A 23,883-nucleotide genomic window follows, 5' to 3' on the forward strand; every position below is an offset into this window, starting at 1 on the left:
AGGGGAGCAGGGCGCAGGGCGCAAGGGTAAAGAAAATTTTCCCTCCTATTCCCCACTCCCCACTCCCCACTCCCCACTTTTCTCAGGGATGACTATGTAGCCGGTGGTGCGATCGCCTAATACTAAGTTATGTTGTTCTCCCCAATACCACCAGTGGGCTGCTACATACGCACAAATTAAGCTGTCTAGTTTGTCTTCGTATGCTTTGAGTGCTGCACCTGTGGTAGGGATTTCGGAATTAAACGAACCACAGAGGCGCAAAGTACACAGAGAGGGAGTCAGGGTGGGGAGAATATCGAGAATATAATTTTGCAGTTTAATTAATTCTAAGCGACGCTCATTGATGCGTCCTTTTTTATATTTGAGGATGCGTTTTAAGTTGAATAAGTTAACTATGGCTGGATGGGGAAAGACTTCTATTTGATATCTACCTGGTTTTTGGGGATTAATTGTGGGTGCGTGGGCAAATCCCCGCAATTCTAGTTCTAAACCAAAGTTGATTGTGCGTTCTGCAAAGGGTAAGTTTTGATTAGCTGGGTAGCATCCGGCGTGATATTTGCCAAAGTATTTGTGTGTGAGTTTGTCCGGTAGACGACTTCCAATAGCGTTGGGGATCAAGGTAGGCGCGTCTACAGCAATTATGCCTGGTTCTTCTGGTGAGACATTTTTATCTATCCATGTCAGGATGTCTGCAATCAATTCTAGACGGTCTAAATCTAGGATTTGCAGTTGTCCTGCGATTAATTCTAAGCAGCACAAGCCGCTTGGTTGCGATTTCCAGCCTAAATCAACACCGATAAATTTCATGAATGTTATGAGTTAAAATAATGGGAAGTATATCCTAATCTGCTTCACATAAGAATAATTAACTTTGTATTCTGAATGGGGAGATTGATTCAACACGAATCGCCAGATTTCACCTCATGCAAGGTTTAATTCGTTGGTTTTTGCCTAATCTATCCTTAACTTAACTGTATTGAAATATATCTCTTTTAAAATTTGAGAACATTATAATATATCAAAAGACTTTTGATGCGTGTTATTAGCAAAAGAATACTTAGAGAATTTTGGGAAAAACACTCGCAAGCGGAATCAGGACTTATATTATGGTATCAGCGATTATCTGATTCTGAAGTGCAAAGTTTTAATGATGTCAGAAAAATTTTTTCATCAGCAGATTTAGTTGGCAACTTTACCGTCTTTAATATTAAAGGTAATAATTACCGACTCATAACCTATATAGATTACGAGTATCAAATTTTATTTGTACGTGCTGTACTTACACACGCTGAATACGACAAGGAGAATTGGAAAAATGACGAGTGGTTTAGAAACTCCTAGTAGCTACTATATAGAGCTAATGACCACATTTCCTCCCCGTCCAATTACTAATGATGACGATTTAATTGCTACCCAATCTCGAATTAATGGGATTCTGGATCAAGGAAATCTCACACAAGATGATCGAGACTATTTAAAAGTTCTTGCTACTCTGGTTTATGACTATGAAGAAAGTCATGAATTAATCCCTACTCTTCAAGGTGTTGAATGTCTCCAAGCATTATTGGAAGAATCTAATCTACAACCTCAAGATTTAGCTGACATCTTAGAAAGTGAGTCAACAGTTCTAGATATTTTAAATGGCAAACGCCAATTAACAGCAATAGAAATTCAAAAGTTGGCAAATTTTTTCCAGATTTCACCTACTTATTTAGAAATTTCTCCTGGAAAATGTCAAAATTGAATGAGTTTTGTAACCGCCACTTTACAGAGGGCGAATTTGAGATAAATTAAGTTGAAATTTATGGGCAAGCAGCGTATTCTTTCTGGAGTTCAACCAACGGGTAATTACCATCTGGGTAACTACTTGGGAGCTATTCGCAACTGGGTAGAAGGTCAGAGCGAATACGACAATTACCTCTTTGTGGCTGATTTGCACGCCATTACTGTACCACACGACCCCAAACTGTTAGCGTCTAATACCTATACCCTGGTGGCGCTTTATCTGGCTTGTGGTCTGGATTTAAATCACTCTACTATTTTTGTGCAATCTCACGTCTCTGCCCACAGTGAACTTACCTGGTTGTTTAATTGCATTACACCTTTAAACTGGTTGGAAGACATGATTCAGTTTAAGGAAAAGGCGATTAAGCAGGGTGAAAATGTGAATGTCGGCTTGTTGGACTATCCTGTGCTGATGGCTGCTGATATTTTGCTGTATCAAGCTGATAAAGTGCCAGTAGGTGAAGACCAAAAGCAACATTTGGAACTGACAAGAGATATTGTTAACAGATTTAATCACCAATTTGGTAAACCTGACCAGCCTGTGATTAAGTTACCAGAGCCTTTAATTCTTAAGGAAGGGGCAAGGGTAATGAGTTTGGCGGATGGTACACGCAAAATGTCGAAGTCTGATCCGTCTGATTTAAGCCGAATTAGTTTACTAGACCCACCAGAGCAGATTCAATATAAGATTAAGCGTTGTAAAACTGATCAGGTTCGGGGTTTGACTTTCGATGATCCGGAGCGTCCAGAGTGTAATAACTTGTTAAGTCTGTATATGCTGCTGTCTGGAAAGAAGAAGGAAGAGGTCGCAGCAGAATGTCAAGACATGGGCTGGGGACAATTTAAGCCATTGTTGACAGAAACCACAATTAATGCTTTAAAACCAATTCAGGAAAAATACCAGGCGTTGATCGCAGATCAAGCTTATCTCAATTCTGTGTTGCGGGATGGACGGGAGAAGGCTGAGGCGATCGCCAATCAAACTTTGACACAGGTAAAAACTGCGTTGGGCTACACTCTACCTCTTTAAGGGTTTCGCTTTTGGGCATAATTCGTTATAGCCTGGAAGGAAACCGAAACATTAATGTTATGCAGGATACCCAAAATCCCACAGTTTTAAATTCATTTCGTCGCGCCGCACAAGCAGGCGAGTTTTTAGTTACCGCCGAGGTAGCACCCCCAAAAGGGGTAAATGTCACACAGATGATTTCAATGGCGGCGACCCTTAAGGGGAGGGTTCATGCCGTCAATATTACCGATGGTAGCCGCGCTGTATTGCGGATGTCTTCGTTGGTAGCCTCAGTTTTTTTGTTACAAAATGGGATTGAGCCGATTTGTCAGATGGCTTGCCGCGATCGCAATAGAATTGGTTTACAAGCTGATTTAATGGGCGCTCATGCCTTCGGTATCCGCAACATTTTAGCTTTGACTGGCGACCCGGTGAAAGTAGGTGATCATCCCCATGCCAAACCAGTATTTGATTTGGAATCTGTACGACTGCTACAACTAATTCGCAAGATGAATCAGGGCGTTGATTGTAATGAGCAGCCTTTCCCCGATGGTGCTACTGATTTATTTGCTGGTGCGGCTGTCGATCCCCAGTCTCCTAGTTGGTCAGGTTTACAAAAGCGATTTGAACGGAAAATCGAAGCCGGAGCGCAATTTTTCCAAAGTCAAATGATTACAGATTTTGAACGTCTGGAAAAGTTTATGGATACCATCGCCACTAGTTACAATAAGCCGATTTTGGCTGGGATTTTTCTGTTAAAGTCTGCCAAGAATGCTCAGTTTATTAATAAGTGTGTTCCTGGTGTCAATATTCCCCAACACATTATTGATAGATTAGCCCAAGCCAAAGATCCCCTTCAGGAAGGAATGACAATTGCTGCCGAACAAGTGGTAATGGCGCGACAATTATGTCAGGGTGTCCACATCATGGCTGTGAAACGGGAAGATTTGATTGCGCCAATTTTAGATTTAGCGGGAATGACACCAGTGCATTAGGTGCTACCCCCGTAAAAGTGCGATCGCATTTCCTCTTGATTCCGGGTGATGCGATCGCCCTTCATTAAAGATTAAATCTCTACTGATCCGGTTTGCTAGAGAAAGCATTGAAAAAGTATCACGATACTTAAAAGTATCTCAACCGTGTTTCTCCTATTACCTAAAGGGGATGGTTTGACCGCCATGCCACAGATATTCTGATGAAACTAAATGTTATCCCGGAATAAATCCAGTGAATCACCTGCAATTTTGCTAAATTTAAGCAGATTTTTGGTTACAGTCAGTCGTCAACCCCTAACAAAACGAGTATGCTGTAGAAACCATATTAGAGCTATTGCCCCTATGAAGACTCGTAAACATTATCAAGGTTGATATGGAAAACTGAGTTTTAGTCTTCTGCTATCAAAAATTATTGGTAGCTGGTAGATAAGTTTTATGCAACGGAGATCATACCAAGTTGAAATTACGCGCCATCGCCTCGGTGTATTCTGGACAATCAATTAGTGGAAAAATTATTCCCTTGACTGGATAGGATTAACCGGGTGTAATTGATGTCCACGGCATTAAAGATTCGCGCTGCTATTCCACCGTGGATTCAGTTAGTAGAGATTGGAGAGCCAAAATTTCTATGCCTTCAGATGCTGAACTCTCTTTGGAGGCCGGTTTAGTTGCCCTCAAACAAGGAAATTACAAAACTGCGATCGCCAAACTTATACCTGTAGCTAGTAATCAAGAAAATCCTAACGCTAATTTACAGGCACGAGTTGGTTTAGTCATGGCTTACGCACGCGTTGGGCAAATCCGCCAAGCCACCATCCTATGCCAAACTCTGACTCGCAGCCAAAATACACAAGTTCAAGAATGGGCTAAAGTTGCCCTCTCACACTTGACAAAGCGCAAAAAAAACACCAAAACAGCCACAAATTCATCAAGCGGATTTGTCGCTTTTGAAAATTCTCGAAATACTCCATCTACAAATAAAGTACCAGAAGCTACAAGAGATCACAATTCATCTGCCGCAAAATCAGGTAACTTACAAAACCCCAACATCCCATCAGGTGAGTACCGCAACTTGATGGAATCAGCACCTGCTAGCACAACAGGAAGTTTTTCGGATTCCAGTAGTTATGGAACAGCGCCATCATCCAATATTTATTGGCGACAGGCAAAACGTGCCAAAGTTTGGCAGCCACTGCGTAAGCCTAACTTAATTCCCTTGCGGTTGCTCACAATCGGTACATTCATAGCTGTATTTTGGGTACTGCGATCAATAGTTAATCTCGCAATGGGATTAATTAACTCTACTTTAGTAAAATTACCTTACCTACAGCCGATACAGTTTTTATACGGCAACCCCGACCCATTTTTATTGATAGCTTTATTAATAATCATGGGATTATCACCTTGGTTACTAGATTGGCTATTAGGCAAATTTTATCAACAGCGAGATTTGTCTCCAGAAGTTTTACATGGTTACAGTCGGGAAACAGCCAGGGTATTACAACGTTATTGTCAACAACGTCGCTGGAAGTCACCGAAACTACGCATTCTACCTATAGCTGCTCCCATAGCACTGACTTATGGAAACTTGGCTCGGAATGCCAGGATTGTAGTCAGTCAAGGACTTCTGGAACAACTGGCAGATGATGAAATTGCTACTATTTATGGCACACAGTTAGGACATATTGCTCACAAAGATTTTGTTGCTTTGTCTCTGGTCTTGCTACTGACCCTACCAATTCATCGGTTATATCAGCAAATATCCACCTGGGGCAACAAAAAATCAGAGGGAATTTGGTATAAGCCAATTACTATTGTGGCTAGTGTGATTTATGGCTTTTGGTGTTTGTTGACTGGTGTTGGTTTATGGTTATCGCGGTTACGATTTTACTATAGCGATCGCCTCTCCTCCGAAATCACCGGTAATCCTAACGCTCTCACACGCGCCTTACTCAAAATTGCCATCGGCATTGCTGTTGACATTCAAAAATCAGAACAAACCAATTGGCATTTAGAAAGTTTAAATTTATTTATCCCAATCGGGTATCAGCAAAGCCTATCCTTGGGTAGTATTGCCGGAAAAATGCCCTTTGAATCTATCTTGACCTGGGATACTCTCCATCCCTATCGTCACTGGATGACTATCAATAACAGCCATCCTCTTATCGGCGATCGCATTCAACATCTGAATCAAATTTCCCGCCATTGGCATATAGACCCAGAACTAAATCTAACTAACAAATACACCCATCAGGTCAACCGGCAATCCTTCCTGTTACAAATCTCTCCCTTTTTAGGTATACCCCTGGGAGTGATGTTTGCCGGTCTTGGTTGGGGTCTGTGGCAAGCTGCTTTTGCTTTCAGGATGTTGAATTTAAAATGGATCTATGAAGATGGGAATTTTGTCATCGGTTCGGTACTAATTTGCTTTGGTATGGGTCTAGTGTTCCGGATGAATCGGTTTTTTCCCGACATCAAAACCCCTAATATCCAAGATGAACAAAACTTACCTAACCTACTAGCTCATCCCTCTGCCATTCCTATTGATAGTATTAGTGTCCGGCTAGCCGGTAAGCTATTGGGTCGCCGAGGTACAGGTAATGGCTTAGGACAAGATTTAATCCTTCAGTGCAGCACAGGATTAGTGAAATTACGTCACGTTGCTGCTTTAGGACAGTCAATTAATCCTCAAGACTTAATTGGTAGACAAATTATCGTTACAGGCTGGTTCCGTCGGGGAGCTACACCCTGGATTGATATTCACAAAGTAGAAACCCAAAGCGGTAAAAACATTTATAGTTCTCATCCCTTTTGGTCTACTTTTGTAGCCATTGCAGCACAGGTTTGGGGTGCAATCATTTTTCTCAGAGGCTAATGCTGCGAAAGAATGAGTCTTTGAATGATTTTTGGGTAATCAATTGTTCGGTTTTCTGTTTAGTAACCCTATCCCCTGAATGTAAAGAAAAATTGCACCTTCACTCCAATAATGTTAAATTTATTGATGAATTATTGACAAAAAAATTAACTTCCCAATGCCGCGCAGTTATCCAAAAATTAACCGATTCGTGCAAACTTATCCTTTTAATTCTCTCCATACAGTAGAAAATCCGCCAGCCATCGGCTGGTTTTTGTCTCTAATTCAGCAGTGAAGTGTACTTTATGCTACGATATTTTAATGCTATTGTGGAAAATGTATGTTCTGAACTAGCTACGCAGATGACACCGTGGTAATCTAAAGAATGGTATTTATTCCGCTAGCAAGGTTATCAAAGAAGATATTTACTTGAGCAAGCCAAGGCTTATAAATTTACGATTCTTAGAATTAAGGTGGTATTAGCTAGGCGTTGTATACGCTTTTGTATTAAACAAGCTTGATCCCAACGAAAAACTGTATTGTATAGGTTGACAGTTTGGAGTAAAAAATTTGGTTTACGGCAGTCTTGGTCAATAGCATCTATTTAACAGCCAAAGCCAAGTAATTATTTTCTTGCCTTGCCATGTTCGTTCAACTCTGGAGGTATAGTTCATGTCCGTTCGCCTATATATAGGTAATTTGCCAAAAGAAGAAATAGATCGTCAGGATTTACAAGCAGTTTTTGCCGAAGAAGGCGAAGCTGTGACTACAAAACTGATCAAAGACCGTAAAACTGGTAAATGCCGTGGTTTCGGTTTTCTTACAGTCAACAATGATGAACAAGCTGATCAAATTATTGAAAAGTATAATGGTCAATTGTTCAAAGAGACTCCCATCAAACTAGAGAAAGCATTACCCCGGACAAAGGGAGAAGAAGGTGAAGACCAAGCTCCTAAACCTGCCTCCAGTAGTGCTACTAGTCATCCGGCTCCTACTATCCAAAAAGAAGGTAGTCGTCGTGAAAAAAGCGGTAAAAAATCTCGCCGTGGTGGTGGCGGTAGTGTCCGGGAAACTAGCACAGGTGGTGACTCAGATGCAATTCGTCCAGATCCACGTTGGGCTTCTGAACTAGAAAAGCTCAAAGAGATGTTAGCGGCACAAACTACAAACTGAGTCTGTGGGGAATAGAACTGAAAACTGCAATTGTTCAGTTTCTAGGTTTTAATTCCCCTCTTTTGTGCGTTATTGCTACTTTTAGTGAAATTTGCCCAGATTTATAGCAACCGCCAAGGACGTTAGGACATAAGCTGATCATAAAAGTTAGATACCGAAAGGCTTTGGTAATTGATAACTATTGCATTGCTTCCCAAACGGTAAATACTTAACTATAGGACTACGGTTTGATTATTGAAAAAATCTAGGTGTTGTAGGGTGTGTTAGACGGAACGTCGTAACGCACGAAAGGCTTTCAGGATGGTGCGTTACGCTTCGCTTTAGCGGAGCCATGCCCCTTGGGCTATACAGCACCCTACGTGTTTTTCAGAAATCAAATATGATTCCTATATAAACCTTGAATTATTCATACTGCTCTATTTATATCGAAGTTTATCTATTACAAGTATTGGATATAAATATAATTTCTGGATGTATAAAGAAGTTGCAGAGAATTTTTGTGCAAATAACTATAGACCGCGTAGCCAATATCAGAAATTTTTTGACATAATTAAAATAAAATAAAGATTACAGTTCCTAAATAGTTGAGTTAAATTTGCGCGGCGAAACTTTGACGACACATTTCTAGAATTAGCAACACACAAAGTATGAACGCTATTACCGACAAACGTATTGCCTTAATTTCTGTTCATGGAGATCCGGCGATTGAAATTGGTAAAGAAGAAGCTGGCGGACAAAATGTTTACGTGCGTAATGTGGGTGAATCCCTAGCAAAGCTAGGATGGCAAGTTGATATGTTTACCCGCAAAGTCAGTGCAGAGCAAGAAACTATTGTGCAGTTGAGCAAAAATTGTCGTACTATCCGTTTAGAAGCAGGCGGTGTAAAGTTTGTGCCACGGGATGATCTGTTAGAATATATGCCGGAATTTTTGGATAATTTCCTGAAATTTCAAGCTGAGAATCAGATCACCTATCAGCTAGTTCACACCAACTACTGGCATTCTAGCTGGATAGGGATGCAATTGAAAAAAATCCAAGGTACTCAGCAAATTCATACTTACCATTCTTTAGGAGCCGTTAAGTACAATACAATAGAAACAATTCCCCTAGTTGCTAGTCAGCGATTGGCAGTGGAAAAACAAGTATTGGAGACAGCAGAAAGGATTGTGGCTACAAGTCCCCAGGAACAGCAACATATGCGATCGCTCGTTTCTACAGCAGGTGAGATAGATATCATTCCCTGTGGTACAGATATTCAGCGTTTTGGTTCTGTGAATGGCCATGCTGCTAGATTACAATTGGGAATTGCCCCAGAGACTAAGGTGGTGTTGTATGTGGGACGTTTTGATCGGCGTAAAGGCATAGAAACCTTGGTGCGTGCAGTTAACGAATCTCAGTTACGTGGCGATCAAAACCTGAAGTTAATTATTGGTGGTGGAAGCACTCCTGGTAATAGTGATGGTATTGAGCGCGATCGCATTGAGAATATAATTCAAGAATTGGGAATGACTGAATTTACCACCCTCCCCGGTCGTCTCAGTCAAGAAATATTACCCACGTACTATGCGGCGGCTGATGTTTGCGTGGTTCCCAGTCACTATGAACCTTTTGGACTCGTAGCCATTGAATCCATGGCCAGTGGTACACCTGTAGTCGCCAGTGATGTGGGTGGATTACAATTTACTGTGGTTCACGAAGTGACAGGTTTACTAGCACCGCCACAAAATATCGCCGCCTTTACAGCTGCTATAGATCGAATTTTGTTAAATCCACAATGGGGAGAGGAATTAGGTAAAGCTGGCAGAAACCGGGTAGAAAGTAAGTTTAGTTGGGATGGTGTCGCCACTCAGCTAGGTGAACTTTATAGCCAAATTTTGCAGCAAAAAGTCAAAGAACCAGCATTGCTTCAGTAGTACGTAATATAAATGTTGTGCAACCAGTTGACTATACGACCCTTACAGCTTCTTGTAGCGAACTACGCGCTCACTGGCTGCCATCTCGATTAGAACAAGTTTACCAGCGCGATCGCCACACTATTGCCGTAGCATTACGCACCCTCAAACAAAGGGACTGGCTAGAAATTTCTTGGCATCCCCAAGCAGCCCGTATCTCTATTGGCGAACCACCACCACGATTACCAGACACCTTCACCTTTAGCCAACAATTAGTACATCAATTGGGTGGTTTAGCCTTGGTGGACATTCAAGCGATCGCACCTTGGGAGCGTGTTGTAGATTTACAATTTGCCCGTCGTCCCGGAGAAGACGCACTCTACCATATATATGTGGAAGTGATGGGCAAATATAGCAACGCCATCCTCACCGATGCTAATAAGATGATCATCACAGCAGCCCATCAAGTTGGTCAGCATCAGTCTAGCGTCCGTCCCATTCAAACTGGACAACCTTATGAAATCCCGCCAAAACTAACTGGCCCCGTTCCCAGTTTAAGTGAATCCCCAGAACGCTGGCAAGAAAGGGTGAGCTTAGTACCAGGAGCCATCAAACGTCAATTATTAAAAAGTTATAGCGGCTTGAGTTCGGCACTGGTAGAGTCCATATTAGTAGCAGCAAATTTACCCCCAGAGATCACCACAGATCAACTCAGAGCAGAAGACTGGGAAAAGCTGTTTACCCGATGGCAAGAATGGCTACAAGCATTAGAACTAAGTAAATTTCAACCAGCTTGGACAGCAAAGGGTTATACTGTCATGGGTTGGGGCGCTGTTACACCAGAAACAAATATCCAAACTTTACTTAATCGCTACTATACTGACGAATTAAATCAGCAAGTTTTCGCTCAGTTACAGCATCAATTAAACCAGAAACTACATAATATTTTAGTAAAATTACGGAATAAAGCCGCCACTTTTTCCCAACGCTTGCAGCAATCAGATCAAGCTGATGAATACCGAGCTAAGGCTGATTTATTGATGTCTCACTTGCATAAATGGCAACCAGGGATGATAGAAATTATCCTGACTGATTTTGAAACAGAGCAGCCAGTGGCGATCGCCCTGCAACCAGATAAAAACGCCGTCCAAAATGCCCAAAAGCTTTACAAACAGCACCAAAAACTCAAACGCGCCCGTGCTGCGGTGGAACCATTGCTTTTTGATGTCAACTCCGAAGTTAGCTATTTAGAGCAAGTAGAAGCGGCGATCGCTCAGATAGAAAACTACCAAACAGCCGCAGATTTACAAGCTTTAGAAGAAATCCGCGACGAGTTAATTTCCCAAAAATATTTAGAAGATCCCGGATACCGCAGCCGCAGTAACAGCGAAACAGCCAGCACCAACTTTCATCGTTACCATACCCCCAACGGCTTTGAAGTTTTAATCGGTCGCAACAATCGCCAAAACGATCAATTGAGCTTTCGTGTAGCTGGAGATTATGATTTGTGGTTCCACGCTCAAGAAATTCCCGGAAGTCATCTACTACTGCGTTTAGAACCAGGAGCAGTTCCAGAAACAGTTGATTTGCAATTTGTCGCTAATCTCGCCGCTTACTATAGTCGCGCCCGTCAAAGTGAGCAAGTACCAGTAGTTTATACTCAACCCAAGCACGTTTACAAACCCAAAGGAGCCAAGCCAGGTATTGCTATTTACAAACAAGAGCGCATTCTCTGGGGACAACCGCAATGTGTAATTCGTAATTCGTAATTCGTAATGCCTCTTTTCCTGCGGAACGCTACGCGAACAGAGGAGCTTCGCTCTAAGCGCAGCTATGACGCAGGCTTTACGTAGTTCAAAGTCTCCCTTATCCTGGTTCTGCCTATTCCCCCTCCTGGTATTTTTATTTATTCTCCAAGATAGAGGTTGGTTTTGTTGGGACTTATCTTTTTTTAGAGATTTTTATAAAAAAATTGTGTTGACTGTTACAATATTGTTAAGAAAAGTTGCCCGTCAATTTTGGGAACGCGCAATTTAAGTTTCACTCCATGAGAAGACAACGCGGAAAAACATTTTTCAGGCCAGCTGTGGGAAGCTGGTCTTTTTCGTGGGCAGTCTGGGAGGTGCAGAGTGCAGAGTGCAGGGTGCAGGGGCGAAGATTGTTACTATCTAATCCCCAATCCCCAATCCCCAATCCCCAATCCCTTAGAAACTGAATCTAGTTCTCAGCGCACCAATCACGACATCATTATTATTGCTGTTATGGTCGGGTGATGTTAACCAAATGACACCGGGTGTAATGGTAATGTTATCGGTCAATTGATACTGGTAAAAAGCTTCAAGGTGATAGGAAGTATCCCTATCTGTACTCACTCCTGGGATGCTGGAACTAGTAACTCTGGGTTCTACACCAGCAATAATTCCAGCTAAGTTACCTCTTTTACCCAAATCAGGAAAGCCCAGGGTAACAGCGTAATTCCAAATTTCCGCCTCTCCGCGATCGCCTGTCAAGGCGCGGCTATTAGTATATCCAGCCCAACCACCTAATACTAGTCTTTCACTGATACCAATGGAGGCTTGGACACCGTAGGAATCGCTAGAAAATGCTTCACCATTCAAATCTGTGGTGGCTGCATTACTACCAGTCAGTAGTGGCTGTTTGTAAGAATTAATGTAAGTTAATCCTAACGCAATGCGATCGCTCGGTTTAATAGTTAACTGTGCTAAAGCACCGTAAGCACCATCAAATAAACCATTCTTCGGTGAGGGATCATTAGCTCCACCACTCAAATATCCTAAACTGAGTGCTAATCTATCGCCAAACTCCTGAGTTACCCCCAAACCCGCACCACCTATCTGGTTATAAATGGGGTTACGTGTACCAAAAGTTGACAAAGCCCCACTGCTACCATCACCGTCAAATATATTAACTGTACTAGTGATGTCATCTGCTGCGCCAGCATTAGCGATCGCAATTACCTCTGTTCTCGCACCCAAAGGAAACTTGTAAAACAGTGCATCTATCACAGCATTGGTAGTACCATCCTCACCAGCAAAAAATAAGTTACCCTCTGCTGTGCCAATATTAGGGCTAAGAATATTATTAGCTTGGATTCTCGTAAACAGGGTATCTTTCCCCGTAAAACTGGTAACAAATTGAATCCGTGTTCTCGTTCCCAGAGTCGTATTGTTATCAGTGATATCTTGATCATTCACCCTGTCACCACCCAAAACATCACTAATAACTGCCACCACTTCCCCTTGTAGTTTAGTAGTAGTGGAAAATCTATTAGCTTCCAATTCAGATGTAAGTGCTTCTAGCGAATCTACTCGTCCCCGTAATGTGGCTAATTCTGCGGAAAATTCTTCCTGTAACCTGACTAATGTGCCTAAATCTTGTTGTGACACCATATCGCTAGTAGCCGTAGCAATCAGTTCATTCACCCGATCTAGACAAGCATTCAAACCAGCCGCAAATTCATATCGAGTCAAAGCACGATTACCGCGATAAGTGCTATCAGGATAACCTGCAATACAACCATAACGTTCTACCAAAGACTGCAAAGCCTGAAAAGCCCAATCAGTAGGTTGCACATCTGATAACTGAGAAACCGAGGTAACTTGCGCCATTACCTCACCTTTCGTAAGGTTATCATCTGCAAATTTTGAATTATTTATTACTGATTTTACTGGTATTTCCCCTGAATAACCAGCAGGACTAAAAAAAAGCATAGCACCGCCTAGCATGGGGCTAAACACTAAGTATTTCCAGAATTTTTGCATTTCCTTCCTCACACTTAATTAATAGATTGCACTTAGCCACGGCATTTGAGAGAATACCTTTTGAAAAAAAAGTATTTCGCAAATATTAACAGAAGTTTAAGAATTTTGCTAATATCCCCAGGCGTAACTTTTATTGCATCCAGATGGAAATGAAGTATCTTATGAAACTTGTATAAAATCTGCTGTTATTTATACAAAATATTTTTTTGACAGCGATTGTGCGATAATAAGACTTATTCTATAATGTAGAATGAGTTTCATTCTCAATAAAAATTTAGAAAAACTAGGTCATGATCACTTTAGTTAGAGGAGAAAAATCGTGATTTGGAATCGTTTTCAACCTAAAAAACTCTCACCAAACCGAAGTATCCTGACTTTAATAGCTTTATTGACACTATCAGTCACTGCTGGCTGTAACGAATCAAACACAGATGTAGCAGAAAATTCAGCACAAACACCACAGGCACAAGAAGCAGTAGTCCCAGACAATACAACAGATAAAGTAGATGTTGTAGCTACAATTTTGCCTACTTATTTATTTACTAAGGCAGTAGCAGGAGAAGCAGCAAATGTATCAATTATTGTCCCACCAACTGCCGATGCTCATGATTATCAATCAACACCTGATGATGTCAAAGCTATTTCTAACGCCAGTATTTTAGTGAAAAATGGTTTGGGAATGGAGGAATTTCTGGACGATACCATCAAAAATGCCAATAATCCTAACTTGATTAAGATTGATGCCAGTCAAGGTATTGAAACCTTAGATGCAATTTCTCCTGTGGATAAAAGTGTAACAGAACATGGACACAGCCACGGACATAGCCACGGACATAGCCATGATCAAGGAAATCCTCACGTCTGGTTAGATCCAATTTTAGCAAAACAGCAAGTAACAAATATTCGGGATGGATTAATTGCGGCTGATCCTGCGAATAAAACTATTTATGAAGCCAACGCTGCGGCTTATATTCAACAATTGCAGAAGTTAGATCAAGAATTTCAGCAAACATTGCAGAAAACTCCTAACTGCACTTTTATTACTTTCCATGATGCCTTTCCATATTTAGCTCAACGCTATAACTTAAAACAGGTCGCTGTAGTACAAATTCCTGAAGACCAACTTTCACCAGCAGATGTGCAGAAAGCCGTAACAGCTGTACAAAAATATAATGCTAAAGCATTATTTAGTGAACCAGGAGTTGATAATAAATTGCTAACAACTCTCGCACAAGATTTAAATATAACCGTGCGTAACTTGGATTCTTTAGAAACTGCTGGTGGTGATACTAATCCTGAATATTACTTACAAGCCATGAGAAATAATTTGCAAACTCTAGCGGCTGGTTGTCAATAATTGCATAGAGAAGACAGCAATTCCTCATCATCGTTTATCTTCAGGGCATGATTAATTAATACTAATTATTCAGAAATAATGGCATCTCCTATTTTAAAAGTCGAAGGATTAAATGTATATCAAGGCAGTTATCAGGCTGTGCGAGATGTCACCTTTGAATTGTTACCAGGAACAGATACAGCTATCGTTGGTCCTAATGGTGCGGGAAAAAGTACCTTAGTGAAAGCAATTTTAGATTTAATTCCCCACAGTGCAGGTAAAATCGAAATTTTTGGTCGCCCAATTAGCAAGTTAAAAAAATTACGTTATCGATTGGGTTATATGCCCCAAAATTTTATCTTTGACCGCAGTTTTCCCATTTCTGTAGGGGAATTAGTGGGATTGGGATGGGCGAATGAACGCAAAAATCAACCTTCATTTTTTCCCCAACTATGGAAACAAGATAGGAGAAAATCCGCAGCAATAGCAGAGGCTTTAAGGCGTACCGATGCTTATCATCTTAAGCATCAAGCAATCGGAACTCTGAGTGGTGGTCAATTGAAGCGGGTATTGCTGGCTTATTGTTTAGTGATTCCTCGCCAACTCTTGGTGCTAGATGAAGCTTTTGCTGGGGTTGATATCCAAGGGACAACAGATTTTTACGCTTTGTTAAATGAATTAAAGCGGGAAGAAGGGTGGACGGTGTTGCAGGTTTCCCATGATATTGATATGGTTAACCGTCATTGCGATCGTGTTCTTTGCTTTAATCAAACTGTTGTTTGCACTGGCGAACCTGAAATTGCTCTTTCACCCCAAAACCTTTTAGCAACTTACGGGACTGGCTTCAGCCATTATCAGCATCACCATTAATAAAACTAAAAATTATCTGCGTTCATCTGCGTTTAATTATTTCTTTGTTTGATTATTTTTTGGCATCTGGTTCATCTAAGTGTTCAGCTACTGCCTGATAAAGATGAAAAATATGATTATCGTGAAGATGATAAAATACATTGCGTCCTTGTTTGCGATATCCCACTAAACGCATTACCCGTAAATTTCGTAATTGGTGGGAAACAGCAGATTCGCTCATGTTTAGTAATGATGCTAAATCACCAACACAGAGTTCCTTATTAGCTAAAAAAGATAAAATTCTCAGGCGGTTACTATCTCCTAAAAAGCTAAAAAATTCTGCCATCCTTTGAGCTTTTTCGGTGCTGAGAATTTCACCTGCTAAGTCTTCCACAATCATAATTATTAATATTTATACCCATCTATTTTAAATTATACTCAATATTCTGTAACTTTTAACATAAATCTATTAATCATAATTTTGATTTACATTTCTAAATATTTTCCAGCTATCAATAACAATAAGCTCAAAAAATATATTTTACTAATTAGGATAGTTTAGGTGTAAAAGTCAGTATATGTGTAAATAAGCTATTTTTTATTACTAAAAATTTGTTAGAATATCCTGATTAATACGGTAATAATCATGAATAAAATGGGATAGGTATAAATTTTAATTATGTATTTATGTTCTATTTACCAGTTTAACTGGCTAGCGATCGCCCCTAACTTTGACTTTGTAAATTTGTTACAATTTCCCTTCATGCAGAGAGCGATCGCAGGTGCTGTATTAATGGGCATTCTAGGAGGACTATTAGGTAGTTTTGCCACTCTGCGCCAGCTATCTTTTTTTAGCCATGCTGTAGGTCATGCAGCATTAATCGGCGTAGTCTTAGGAGTATTGCTACAGCTAAATCCAACTTGGATGCTATTACCTTTTACCCTAGTATTTGGTGTAGTTGTCCTCTACTTCATCGACAAAACCGATTTAGCCAGTGATAGCGTTTTGAGTATAGTGCTATCGGGGGCTTTAGCCATTGGCATAATTATGACTAGCTTTGTTCCCGGTTATCGTGGCAACTTAATGAGAGTATTATTTGGCGATATTCTGGCTATCAACAATACAGATTTAATTTTGACCGTACTTTTGCTCATCGCCAGTAGCATATTTATACTTTTAACCCTGCAACAGCAAATTTTATTGACTCTCAACCCTGATGTTGCTCAAGTACAAGGTGTTCCCGTCCAACTGTATCGCTATGGTTTCATTATTTTACTTTCCCTGTCGGTGGCTGTAGCAATCACAGCTATTGGCGTTTTGCTAGTCAATGCCTTTTTGGTGATTCCCGCTTCCACAGCCAAGTTAATCAGTCATCACTTTAGCCGGTTTTTGGGCTTATCCATCATCATCGGTTCTACCACAAGCTTTGTTGGTATTATGGTTTCCGGTGTTTTCAACTTGGCATCAGGCCCTAGTATTGTACTTGTGCAGTTTTTGTGCTTTCTCGGTGTTTTTTTGGCAGTGAAGTTGCAGTTTAAAGCAGTTTAATTTTTTTTTCTGAAAACTCTTGCCAAGCAATTGTTGTTGTGCTAAATTTAATAATCGTGAGTCAAATAAATAACCGCGCCGGGGTAGCTCAGTTGGTAGAGCGGAGGACTGAAAATCCTTGTGTCACCAGTTCAAGTCTGGTTCCTGGCATATAAATAGATAAAGTCCCTTAAAAGCAACTGTTTTTAAGGGGCTTTTACCTGTAACTAGTGAAAAATTGTTTTTTTTGTAGAGAGCAAATATACCACCCGCCCAGGAAGTTAGGAAATAGACTGATCATAAAAGTTGGCTCCCGAAAAGCTTTTACCCTACTCCCCACTCCCCACATCCTTAACTATTGCCAAGATGCCCAGATTCATAGAAAATCAATAAATACAAAAGGCAACTGCAACAACCAACCTGCCATGTTTGGACTAATAGATGTATTCTGGGCTTATATTCTAATCGCCATATTAATCCTCTTAGGAAGGTTAATCAGACAGCGCCTGGGAATATTGCGATCGCTCTACATACCCAGTTCCATTGTTGCAGGTATTATTGCCTTACTTCTAGGTAAAAGTGCTTTGGGTGCGATCGTCCAATCAATCGATCCAAAATCTCCCCTGGTTCAAGGCATATTTACAGAAAACATCCAAGCAGTTTGGTCACAGTCTCCTAGTATTTTTATTAATATTGTTTTTGCTACCCTATTTCTCGGTCAGTATGTTCCTACATTGCAGGAATTTTGGCGGAAAGCTGCACCACAAGTCGCATTAGGTCAAGCGATCGCCTGGGGACAATATGTGGTAGGAATAATACTAGCTATCACCATATTAACACCAGTATTTGATTTACCGCCCATAGTCGCTTGTTTAATTGAAGTCGCCTTTGAAGGGGGACACGGGACATCAGCCGGGATGGCTGCAACTTTTACAGACTTGGGTTTTAGCGCCGGGCAAGATTTATCTCTAGCTTTAGCCACAGTAGGACTAATTTCTGGAGTCGTTTCCGGGACAATTTTAATCCACTGGGGACGCAGAACAGGAAAAATCCAAGTTAGCCGCGAACCCTCAGATCATCTAGAAAATGCAGAGAATGAACTACCAAAAGAAGAACCAAGTGTCACAATTGCCAGAAAAAATCTAGTCCGTGACTTACTAATTGATCCGTTATCACTCAACTTTGGTTTTGTGGGATTAGCGATCGCCATCGGCTGGTTAATTTTAGAAGCCTTACGCTTCATAGAATCAATTACCTGGGGTAGAAATGGAGTGCAACTGATATCCTATGTACCCCTATTCCCCATCGCCCTGATTGGGGGAATAATAGTGCAGTATATAGTTATGCGTACCAGACGCACCTACTTAATTAGTCGTCCCCTCATGGAAAACATTGGCGGACTGGCGTTAGATATTACAATTGTCACAGCCCTAGCAAGTATTTCTCTCTCTGTACTGGGTGATAATCTGGTTCCTTTCTTGATTTTATCCATTGCTGGGATTGCATGGAACGTCTGTGCGTTTGTCTTTTTAGGCCCTCATCTTCTACCTTTTTACTGGTTTGAACGTGGTCTGGGCGATATGGGACAATCGATGGGAGTCACTTCCACCGGATTATTACTATTGCGAATGGTAGATCCAGATAACCAATCCGGTGCTTTTGAAAGCTTTGCTTATAAACAATTACTGTTTGAACCTATCGTTGGTGGAGGCTTATTTACCGCCGCCGCACCGCTTTTAATTGTTAATTTTGGCTCCATACCAATTTTGCTATTAACCTCATTCATCCTGGCATTTTGGCTAATATTTGGTTTCTATAACTGTAAGCAACTACGCAAGCAAGGCGCAAACTAAGGATCTTAAACCCACGCAGGTGGCCTTCCCTCCGGGAAGACGCTTCGCGTCATGTTTATGTAGCTGCGACTTCTAGTCGCCAAGGCTTTCTTGACTGTAAGCAGAAAAACCAGTTTCCTCAACAAATTTTTTCGCTGCTTCCAGCAGATACTCATAATAAGTACGAGCCACAATAGATAACTGTTTACCAGCAGGATAGCCGATAAACCAAGTCCGCTTAATGGGAAAATGTTCTACATCCAAAATACTGAACTCAGAAGAATCCGGCATCAAAGTATGACGCGATAACACAGAAATACCTAAACCCCCGGCGATCGCTTGCTTAATCGCCTCATTACTCCCCAACTCCAGCTTCACTTTTACTTGCACATCATGTTGATCAAACAATTGCTGTACAGCCCGGCGAGTTCCTGAACCCGGTTCACGCATAATAAAAGGTTCATTTGTCAACCTATCTATAGGAATATTTTTCTCTTTTGCCAAAGGATGATTAACCGGTGCAAACACCACCAAGGGATTATCTAAAAATGGCTCATAATTTACATCTAGACTTTCTGGTACTTGGCTCATAATGTACAAGTCATCCATGTTATTCACCATCCTTTCCAAGAGGCGTTCATGGTTAGTTACTTGTAACGAAATCTCAATTCCTGGATAAAGTCGGCAAAATGGCCCCAATAAACGGGGAACAAAATACTTTGCCGTCGTAATCACAGCCAAGCGTAATTGTCCTTGTTTCAAACCTTTTAAATCTGCCACAGTCATTTCAAACTGGGCTATAGTTTCAAAAATCTGGCGACAAGTTTCAAATAACTCCCTTCCCGCTTCCGTCAAAAAAAGCCGTTTTCCTACTTGTTCAAATAATGGCAACCCCACCGACTTTGTGAGTTGTTTAATTTGCATTGAGACAGTAGGTTGGGTAAGAAATAATTCTTCAGCCGCACGAGTAAAGCTACTGTGTCTAGCCGCCGCCTCAAACACTTTCAACTGGTGTAGCGTCGCCTGCTTCAACGGTGATTCTCCTCTACTAGCAATTTAAATTTATAGCAACCCCCAAGGATATTAGGACACAAACAGATAATAAAACTCTTACAATTAGTGAGTTTCAAGGCTGTCCCCTGCTATATAATCTAGTATCACTGAACACTTACCCATGATACCGGATCACCCATACAAAGTTCTGAATTGTAGTATAGATAAAAGTCTATTAATCTAATTAAAACAAAGTTATCTTACTTATGATATGGCAAAAATTAAAAGTGAAATACTTGCGGTGAATTAGTTTTAGAGTTTTGCCCTGTCCTAACTTCCTTAGCGGTTAGGACAAAACTAATAATGACAAAGGCTATTACACCTCAATGACAATTAGCGATCATCATTCATCTTTCCATAGTTCCTCTATCACTTTTTCCGTAACTTTGGCTGGGATCTGAGATAAATCAGGCAACTGTAGCACTTCTATTTCAGCCACTTGTTCTTCTCTCTCTACAGGCATATTCAATGGTTCGCGGTGTTCAATCCAGCAACTAGCTAAAGGTAAAGTGTTTTCCATTTCATCCAGTGGGCGAGGAATCACCATCACTGCATTCAATTCCCCAATCCTTTCTGCTTCAAACATTCCCGCTTCCACAGCTACGGCTACATTCGCCACAGTCCCACGAATAATGGCAGTACACAAACCTGCACCGATTTTTTCATATGCTGCCAAATGAACATCAGCCGCTTTTAACATAGCATCACAAGCACCCACCATTGCCGGAAATCCTCGCGTTTCCACCAAACCAATGGCTAAATTACTTAAACTGCTTTCATTCCCTTCTTCCATTAATTTACTTAGACGGCTAGTAATAGGTAATACTATCTCCAAGTTCGGATAAGGTCGAGGAATCACCAAGCTAGAAACCAATTGACCAAACTGTTCAGCTGTTTGCACCCCAGCTTCTACCGCCAAGCGCACATCAGCAATACCGCCCCTGACAATAGCCGTACACTGACCACTACCAATTTTTTCATAACCCACGAGATGAACCCCAGCCGATTTCAGCATCATATCTGCTGTCCCCACGATGGCGGGAAAGCTGCTAGTAGAGACTAAACCCAAAGCAGTGTTTTTCAGACTATCTCGACGGCGGGATTTCTGAATTGTGCTAAGGGAGTGTTGATTAGGTGTTTCCATGTGAATTTTCCAGGTTACTCACCAAACTGATAACTTACTACTAACACTTACTCAGAATCGTCGTCAGAAATAGGTTCATTTAGGGTTTTCCTATGGGGAAATAATGTAACTAATAATTTACTTATACTTACTTGTCCATAAATTTGGTTTCGGATACTATTAGATGCTTCAGTGGGAGGCTGGCTAGATTGTGGTTCCTGGAGACTGGAGTTCATAGCATCGGCTTTTTCCTCCACAGGTGCAGGTTCTTCTACAGGTTCAGGCTGGCTTTCCGGGGGAGATGAAGCCTGAGAAGAGGAAACCGACTGGTGTTTGAATTTCCAGTAAGTCTTGGCTGAGACGGTAGTTGAGGAGATAACTGTTTCCTCTTCTACTGTTAAACTATTTTCTGGCTGTTCTTCATCACTGGTGTTAGCAGTGTGATCAGGGGATAATTCCGGTTGTTCTGTGTTTTCAATCTGTCGGCTAGTGTCTCCCAAAATTGAGCCTGGAGGAATCACTAATCCCGGCTGAATAGAACAGTTAAAAACTGTCGTCGCTGAACCAACACAAGCATTTGCGCCAATTTTACCTGAACCAACCATCAAAAAACCGGCTCCCAAGTTGGCTCCTGCTTCTACCTCTAAGGTTCCTTCGCTAACTTGGAGAATTGACCCCATACCAATACAGACTCCTGGACCGATGATAATCTTGCTGTTGATAGCTGCTTGAAGTATCACTCCAGGTGCAAGCACTGCGCTAGGATGAATTGTCACCTCGCCACTAGTGTAAGAGTCGAAGTTGTTGCTGAGGTGCAGTGGCGGCACAGACATGAAAATTTTAACCTCGGAAGCCGGAAAAATATGAGTGCTGAGGGGTGAGTGGTGAAGTAAAAAGACAAGTCCCTACTCCCCCGGTTACTGAGCGCAGTCGAAGTAACTCCCTACTTCCCCTCTATATTATGGACGTTGAATAATCGTCTCTAAGATACGGCGTTTAGCTTTGGTGTCAATACCAATTAAACGCACATATTCTCCGGAATATTCACTAAGGTAGCTTTCTAAGGTGGCGATCGCTTCTCGGTCAGATTTGGTCTCTATTTGACCACAACTTGCCCAAGAACCAGTGCGGAACCGTCTTTCGTCTACGTGTTCAGCGCTAACTTTATATCCACCAGCCAAAATTTGTCTGATTTGATCTACAACTTCAGAACTTAATTTTGTACTAGTAGCAGTAGCGGTCGCGGTAGCACTACCATAACTTCCTCTACTAACAGATTTTTGCTGTTTATTAGCAGATGGGGCAACTGGTCCATCTGGTCTTTGGATAATGCTTTCTAAAACCCGTCGTTTAGCTTTTTTATCAATACCGATTACACGGACATACTCACCTTGATGGCCTGCTAGACATTCTTCTAAAGCAGCAATCACTTCATTTAGAGAAGTTGATTGAATGGGCTGACAACTTTGCCAAGAACCAGTGCGGAACCGTCTTTCATCTACGTGTTCTGTCCCAATTTTGTAACCACTTGATAGCAAATTACGAATTTGATCTATCGTTTCGCCATCGAGTGCGCCACTGCTAGGAACGTGACCATTGCCATTACTCTTGTAACGACCATTACCATTACTAGCCGCTGTATAGGCGCTAGATTTAATCGCACTCACGACACCATCCGGGCGTTGAATAATGGTTTCTAACACGCGCCGTCTACCACTATCAATGCCAAACAGCCGGACATATTCGCCGCTATGATCTCTCAAACAACTTTCTAGAGTGGCGATCGCCTCACCCATTGATCCAGGTTGAATGGGCTGGCAACTTTGCCAACAACCAGTCCGGAACCGTCTTTCGTCTACGTGTTCTGTCCCAATTTTATATCCTTGGTCTAAAAGATAACGTACTTGTTCGATGATTTCTGCACCCAAGCTATTGCTCGACACTTCACTACTCCTTTCTAGCTCTAAAACGGTAATACCAGTATTTGTATAAGATTTAGCAATCTCATCCCGAATGGGTGCAATACAATTGCTATCCGCAGCACACTGATAACCAGTTCTTAACAACTGATTTACCCCAACCACATGATGAGCGAACTCCTGATCCGCGACCTCGGCATTAGGCAAACGGTCAGCTTGATGCTGAGTAGTAATGATTGAACCCGAAGGTACGTACTTACCCGGAGGAATTTCTACATCTTTAATTAAAACGTGCATCATGATGACGCAGCCTGCACCGACTCTGGCATTAAATACCGTAGAACGAAAACCAATAAAGGCATCATCTCCTACATAAGCCGGTCCATGAATCAGTGCCATATGGGTAATAGAAACATTTTTCCCTACCCATACTGAGTATTTATTTTGGTCGTCGCCAATTACTCGGCCTTGATCCAATCCATGAATTACTACACCATCTTGAATATTAGTATTTTCGCCAATATAAAAAGGTGTGCCTTCATCCGCTCTAATCGAGGTTCCCGGCGCAACGATTACATTTGCCCCTATCCGCACATCTCCAATAATATTGGAGGCTGGATGTACAAATGTGCTTTTATGGACTTTTGGCTCGGCTAAATTCCTCGACCACGGGGTTGGGGGTGCCGCCGTGCTGCGGACTACCATTGCAAGATTCCTCCTGAATTATGCTTTTTGTCAGTTATTTCAGTCTCT

General features: G+C 41.5%; 19 protein-coding genes and 1 tRNA gene. 13 read left to right on the forward strand and 7 right to left on the reverse strand.

What is annotated here, in order from left to right:
- Positions 1 to 45: 45 nt before the first annotated feature.
- A complete protein-coding gene (locus ACM0OP_RS00495) occupies positions 46 to 807 on the reverse strand; it encodes a DUF429 domain-containing protein (protein ID WP_414526422.1) in 762 nt (253 codons plus the stop codon).
- 225 nt (positions 808 to 1,032) lie between these two features.
- On the opposite strand from ACM0OP_RS00495, the gene ACM0OP_RS00500 reads away from it, so the two are divergent.
- From ACM0OP_RS00500 to ACM0OP_RS00535, 8 genes are all read left to right on the forward strand, one after another.
- On the forward strand, positions 1,033 to 1,341 hold the full coding sequence (locus ACM0OP_RS00500; RefSeq protein WP_414526423.1) for a type II toxin-antitoxin system HigB family toxin: 309 nt from the start codon (positions 1,033 to 1,035) through the stop codon (positions 1,339 to 1,341).
- Positions 1,316 to 1,744 (forward strand): helix-turn-helix domain-containing protein, encoded by a 429-nt coding sequence (locus ACM0OP_RS00505; RefSeq protein ID WP_414526424.1) that lies wholly within the window; start codon positions 1,316 to 1,318, stop codon positions 1,742 to 1,744. The genes ACM0OP_RS00500 and ACM0OP_RS00505 overlap by 26 nt, the downstream gene beginning before the upstream one ends.
- Before the next feature lie 60 nt (positions 1,745 to 1,804).
- Positions 1,805 to 2,815 carry a tryptophan--tRNA ligase gene (gene trpS / locus ACM0OP_RS00510; protein WP_414526425.1) on the forward strand — a complete coding sequence of 337 codons (1,011 nt, stop codon included), beginning with the start codon at positions 1,805 to 1,807 and terminating at the stop codon, positions 2,813 to 2,815.
- Positions 2,816 to 2,874: 59 nt separating this feature from the next.
- Positions 2,875 to 3,789, forward strand: a complete 915-nt coding sequence (locus ACM0OP_RS00515) for a methylenetetrahydrofolate reductase (protein ID WP_414526426.1) — start codon at positions 2,875 to 2,877, stop codon at positions 3,787 to 3,789.
- A gap of 628 nt (positions 3,790 to 4,417) precedes the next feature.
- Positions 4,418 to 6,664 (forward strand): M48 family metalloprotease, encoded by a 2,247-nt coding sequence (locus ACM0OP_RS00520; protein WP_414526427.1) that lies wholly within the window; start codon positions 4,418 to 4,420, stop codon positions 6,662 to 6,664.
- A 651-nt stretch (positions 6,665 to 7,315) separates the two neighbouring features.
- On the forward strand, positions 7,316 to 7,816 hold the full coding sequence (locus ACM0OP_RS00525; RefSeq protein ID WP_414526428.1) for an RNA recognition motif domain-containing protein: 501 nt from the start codon (positions 7,316 to 7,318) through the stop codon (positions 7,814 to 7,816).
- A 647-nt stretch (positions 7,817 to 8,463) separates the two neighbouring features.
- Complete coding sequence (locus ACM0OP_RS00530) at positions 8,464 to 9,729, forward strand: glycosyltransferase family 4 protein (protein ID WP_414526429.1); 1,266 nt, start codon at positions 8,464 to 8,466, stop codon at positions 9,727 to 9,729.
- 17 nt (positions 9,730 to 9,746) lie between these two features.
- Positions 9,747 to 11,477 (forward strand): Rqc2 family fibronectin-binding protein, encoded by a 1,731-nt coding sequence (locus ACM0OP_RS00535; protein WP_414526430.1) that lies wholly within the window; start codon positions 9,747 to 9,749, stop codon positions 11,475 to 11,477.
- Between the two features lie 435 nt (positions 11,478 to 11,912).
- Here the strand turns inward: ACM0OP_RS00535 and ACM0OP_RS00540 are convergent, their stop codons facing one another.
- Entirely contained in the window at positions 11,913 to 13,490 is a 1,578-nt protein-coding gene (locus ACM0OP_RS00540) for an iron uptake porin (RefSeq protein WP_414526431.1), read from the reverse strand.
- A gap of 319 nt (positions 13,491 to 13,809) precedes the next feature.
- Here ACM0OP_RS00540 and ACM0OP_RS00545 point away from each other — a divergent pair, with 319 nt between their 5' ends.
- A complete protein-coding gene (locus ACM0OP_RS00545) occupies positions 13,810 to 14,847 on the forward strand; it encodes a metal ABC transporter solute-binding protein, Zn/Mn family (RefSeq protein WP_414526432.1) in 1,038 nt (345 codons plus the stop codon).
- Between the two features lie 78 nt (positions 14,848 to 14,925).
- Positions 14,926 to 15,696 carry a metal ABC transporter ATP-binding protein gene (locus tag ACM0OP_RS00550; RefSeq protein ID WP_414526433.1) on the forward strand — a complete coding sequence of 257 codons (771 nt, stop codon included), beginning with the start codon at positions 14,926 to 14,928 and terminating at the stop codon, positions 15,694 to 15,696.
- Positions 15,697 to 15,748: 52 nt separating this feature from the next.
- Here the strand turns inward: ACM0OP_RS00550 and ACM0OP_RS00555 are convergent, their stop codons facing one another.
- On the reverse strand, positions 15,749 to 16,075 hold the full coding sequence (locus ACM0OP_RS00555; protein WP_414526434.1) for an ArsR/SmtB family transcription factor: 327 nt from the start codon (positions 16,073 to 16,075) through the stop codon (positions 15,749 to 15,751).
- A gap of 279 nt (positions 16,076 to 16,354) precedes the next feature.
- On the opposite strand from ACM0OP_RS00555, the gene ACM0OP_RS00560 reads away from it, so the two are divergent.
- The 3 genes from ACM0OP_RS00560 (at position 16,355) to ACM0OP_RS00570 (ending at position 19,056) form a co-directional block, all read left to right on the forward strand.
- Positions 16,355 to 17,224, forward strand: coding sequence for a metal ABC transporter permease (locus tag ACM0OP_RS00560; protein ID WP_414526435.1), 870 nt, complete (start codon positions 16,355 to 16,357; stop codon positions 17,222 to 17,224).
- A 77-nt stretch (positions 17,225 to 17,301) separates the two neighbouring features.
- A tRNA-Phe gene (locus ACM0OP_RS00565) sits at positions 17,302 to 17,374 on the forward strand.
- 254 nt (positions 17,375 to 17,628) lie between these two features.
- On the forward strand, positions 17,629 to 19,056 hold the full coding sequence (locus tag ACM0OP_RS00570; RefSeq protein WP_414526436.1) for a sodium/glutamate symporter: 1,428 nt from the start codon (positions 17,629 to 17,631) through the stop codon (positions 19,054 to 19,056).
- Positions 19,057 to 19,128: 72 nt separating this feature from the next.
- Here ACM0OP_RS00570 and ACM0OP_RS00575 read toward each other — a convergent pair whose 3' ends face one another.
- The 4 genes from ACM0OP_RS00575 to ACM0OP_RS00590 all read right to left on the reverse strand — a co-directional run bounded on the left by ACM0OP_RS00575 (position 19,129) and on the right by ACM0OP_RS00590 (position 23,835).
- Entirely contained in the window at positions 19,129 to 20,067 is a 939-nt protein-coding gene (locus ACM0OP_RS00575; protein WP_414526437.1) for a LysR family transcriptional regulator, read from the reverse strand.
- A 364-nt stretch (positions 20,068 to 20,431) separates the two neighbouring features.
- Positions 20,432 to 21,232: a BMC domain-containing protein gene (locus ACM0OP_RS00580; RefSeq protein WP_414526438.1), complete on the reverse strand. Its 801-nt coding sequence runs from the start codon at positions 21,230 to 21,232 to the stop codon at positions 20,432 to 20,434.
- 47 nt (positions 21,233 to 21,279) lie between these two features.
- Positions 21,280 to 22,044: a transferase gene (locus ACM0OP_RS00585; protein WP_414526439.1), complete on the reverse strand. Its 765-nt coding sequence runs from the start codon at positions 22,042 to 22,044 to the stop codon at positions 21,280 to 21,282.
- Positions 22,045 to 22,170: 126 nt separating this feature from the next.
- Positions 22,171 to 23,835 carry a ribulose bisphosphate carboxylase small subunit gene (locus ACM0OP_RS00590; RefSeq protein WP_414526440.1) on the reverse strand — a complete coding sequence of 555 codons (1,665 nt, stop codon included), beginning with the start codon at positions 23,833 to 23,835 and terminating at the stop codon, positions 22,171 to 22,173.
- Between the last annotated feature and the right edge of the window lie 48 nt (positions 23,836 to 23,883).

This window comes from Nodularia chucula CCY0103, from assembly GCF_963923915.1.
Classification (GTDB): domain Bacteria; phylum Cyanobacteriota; class Cyanobacteriia; order Cyanobacteriales; family Nostocaceae; genus Nodularia; species Nodularia chucula.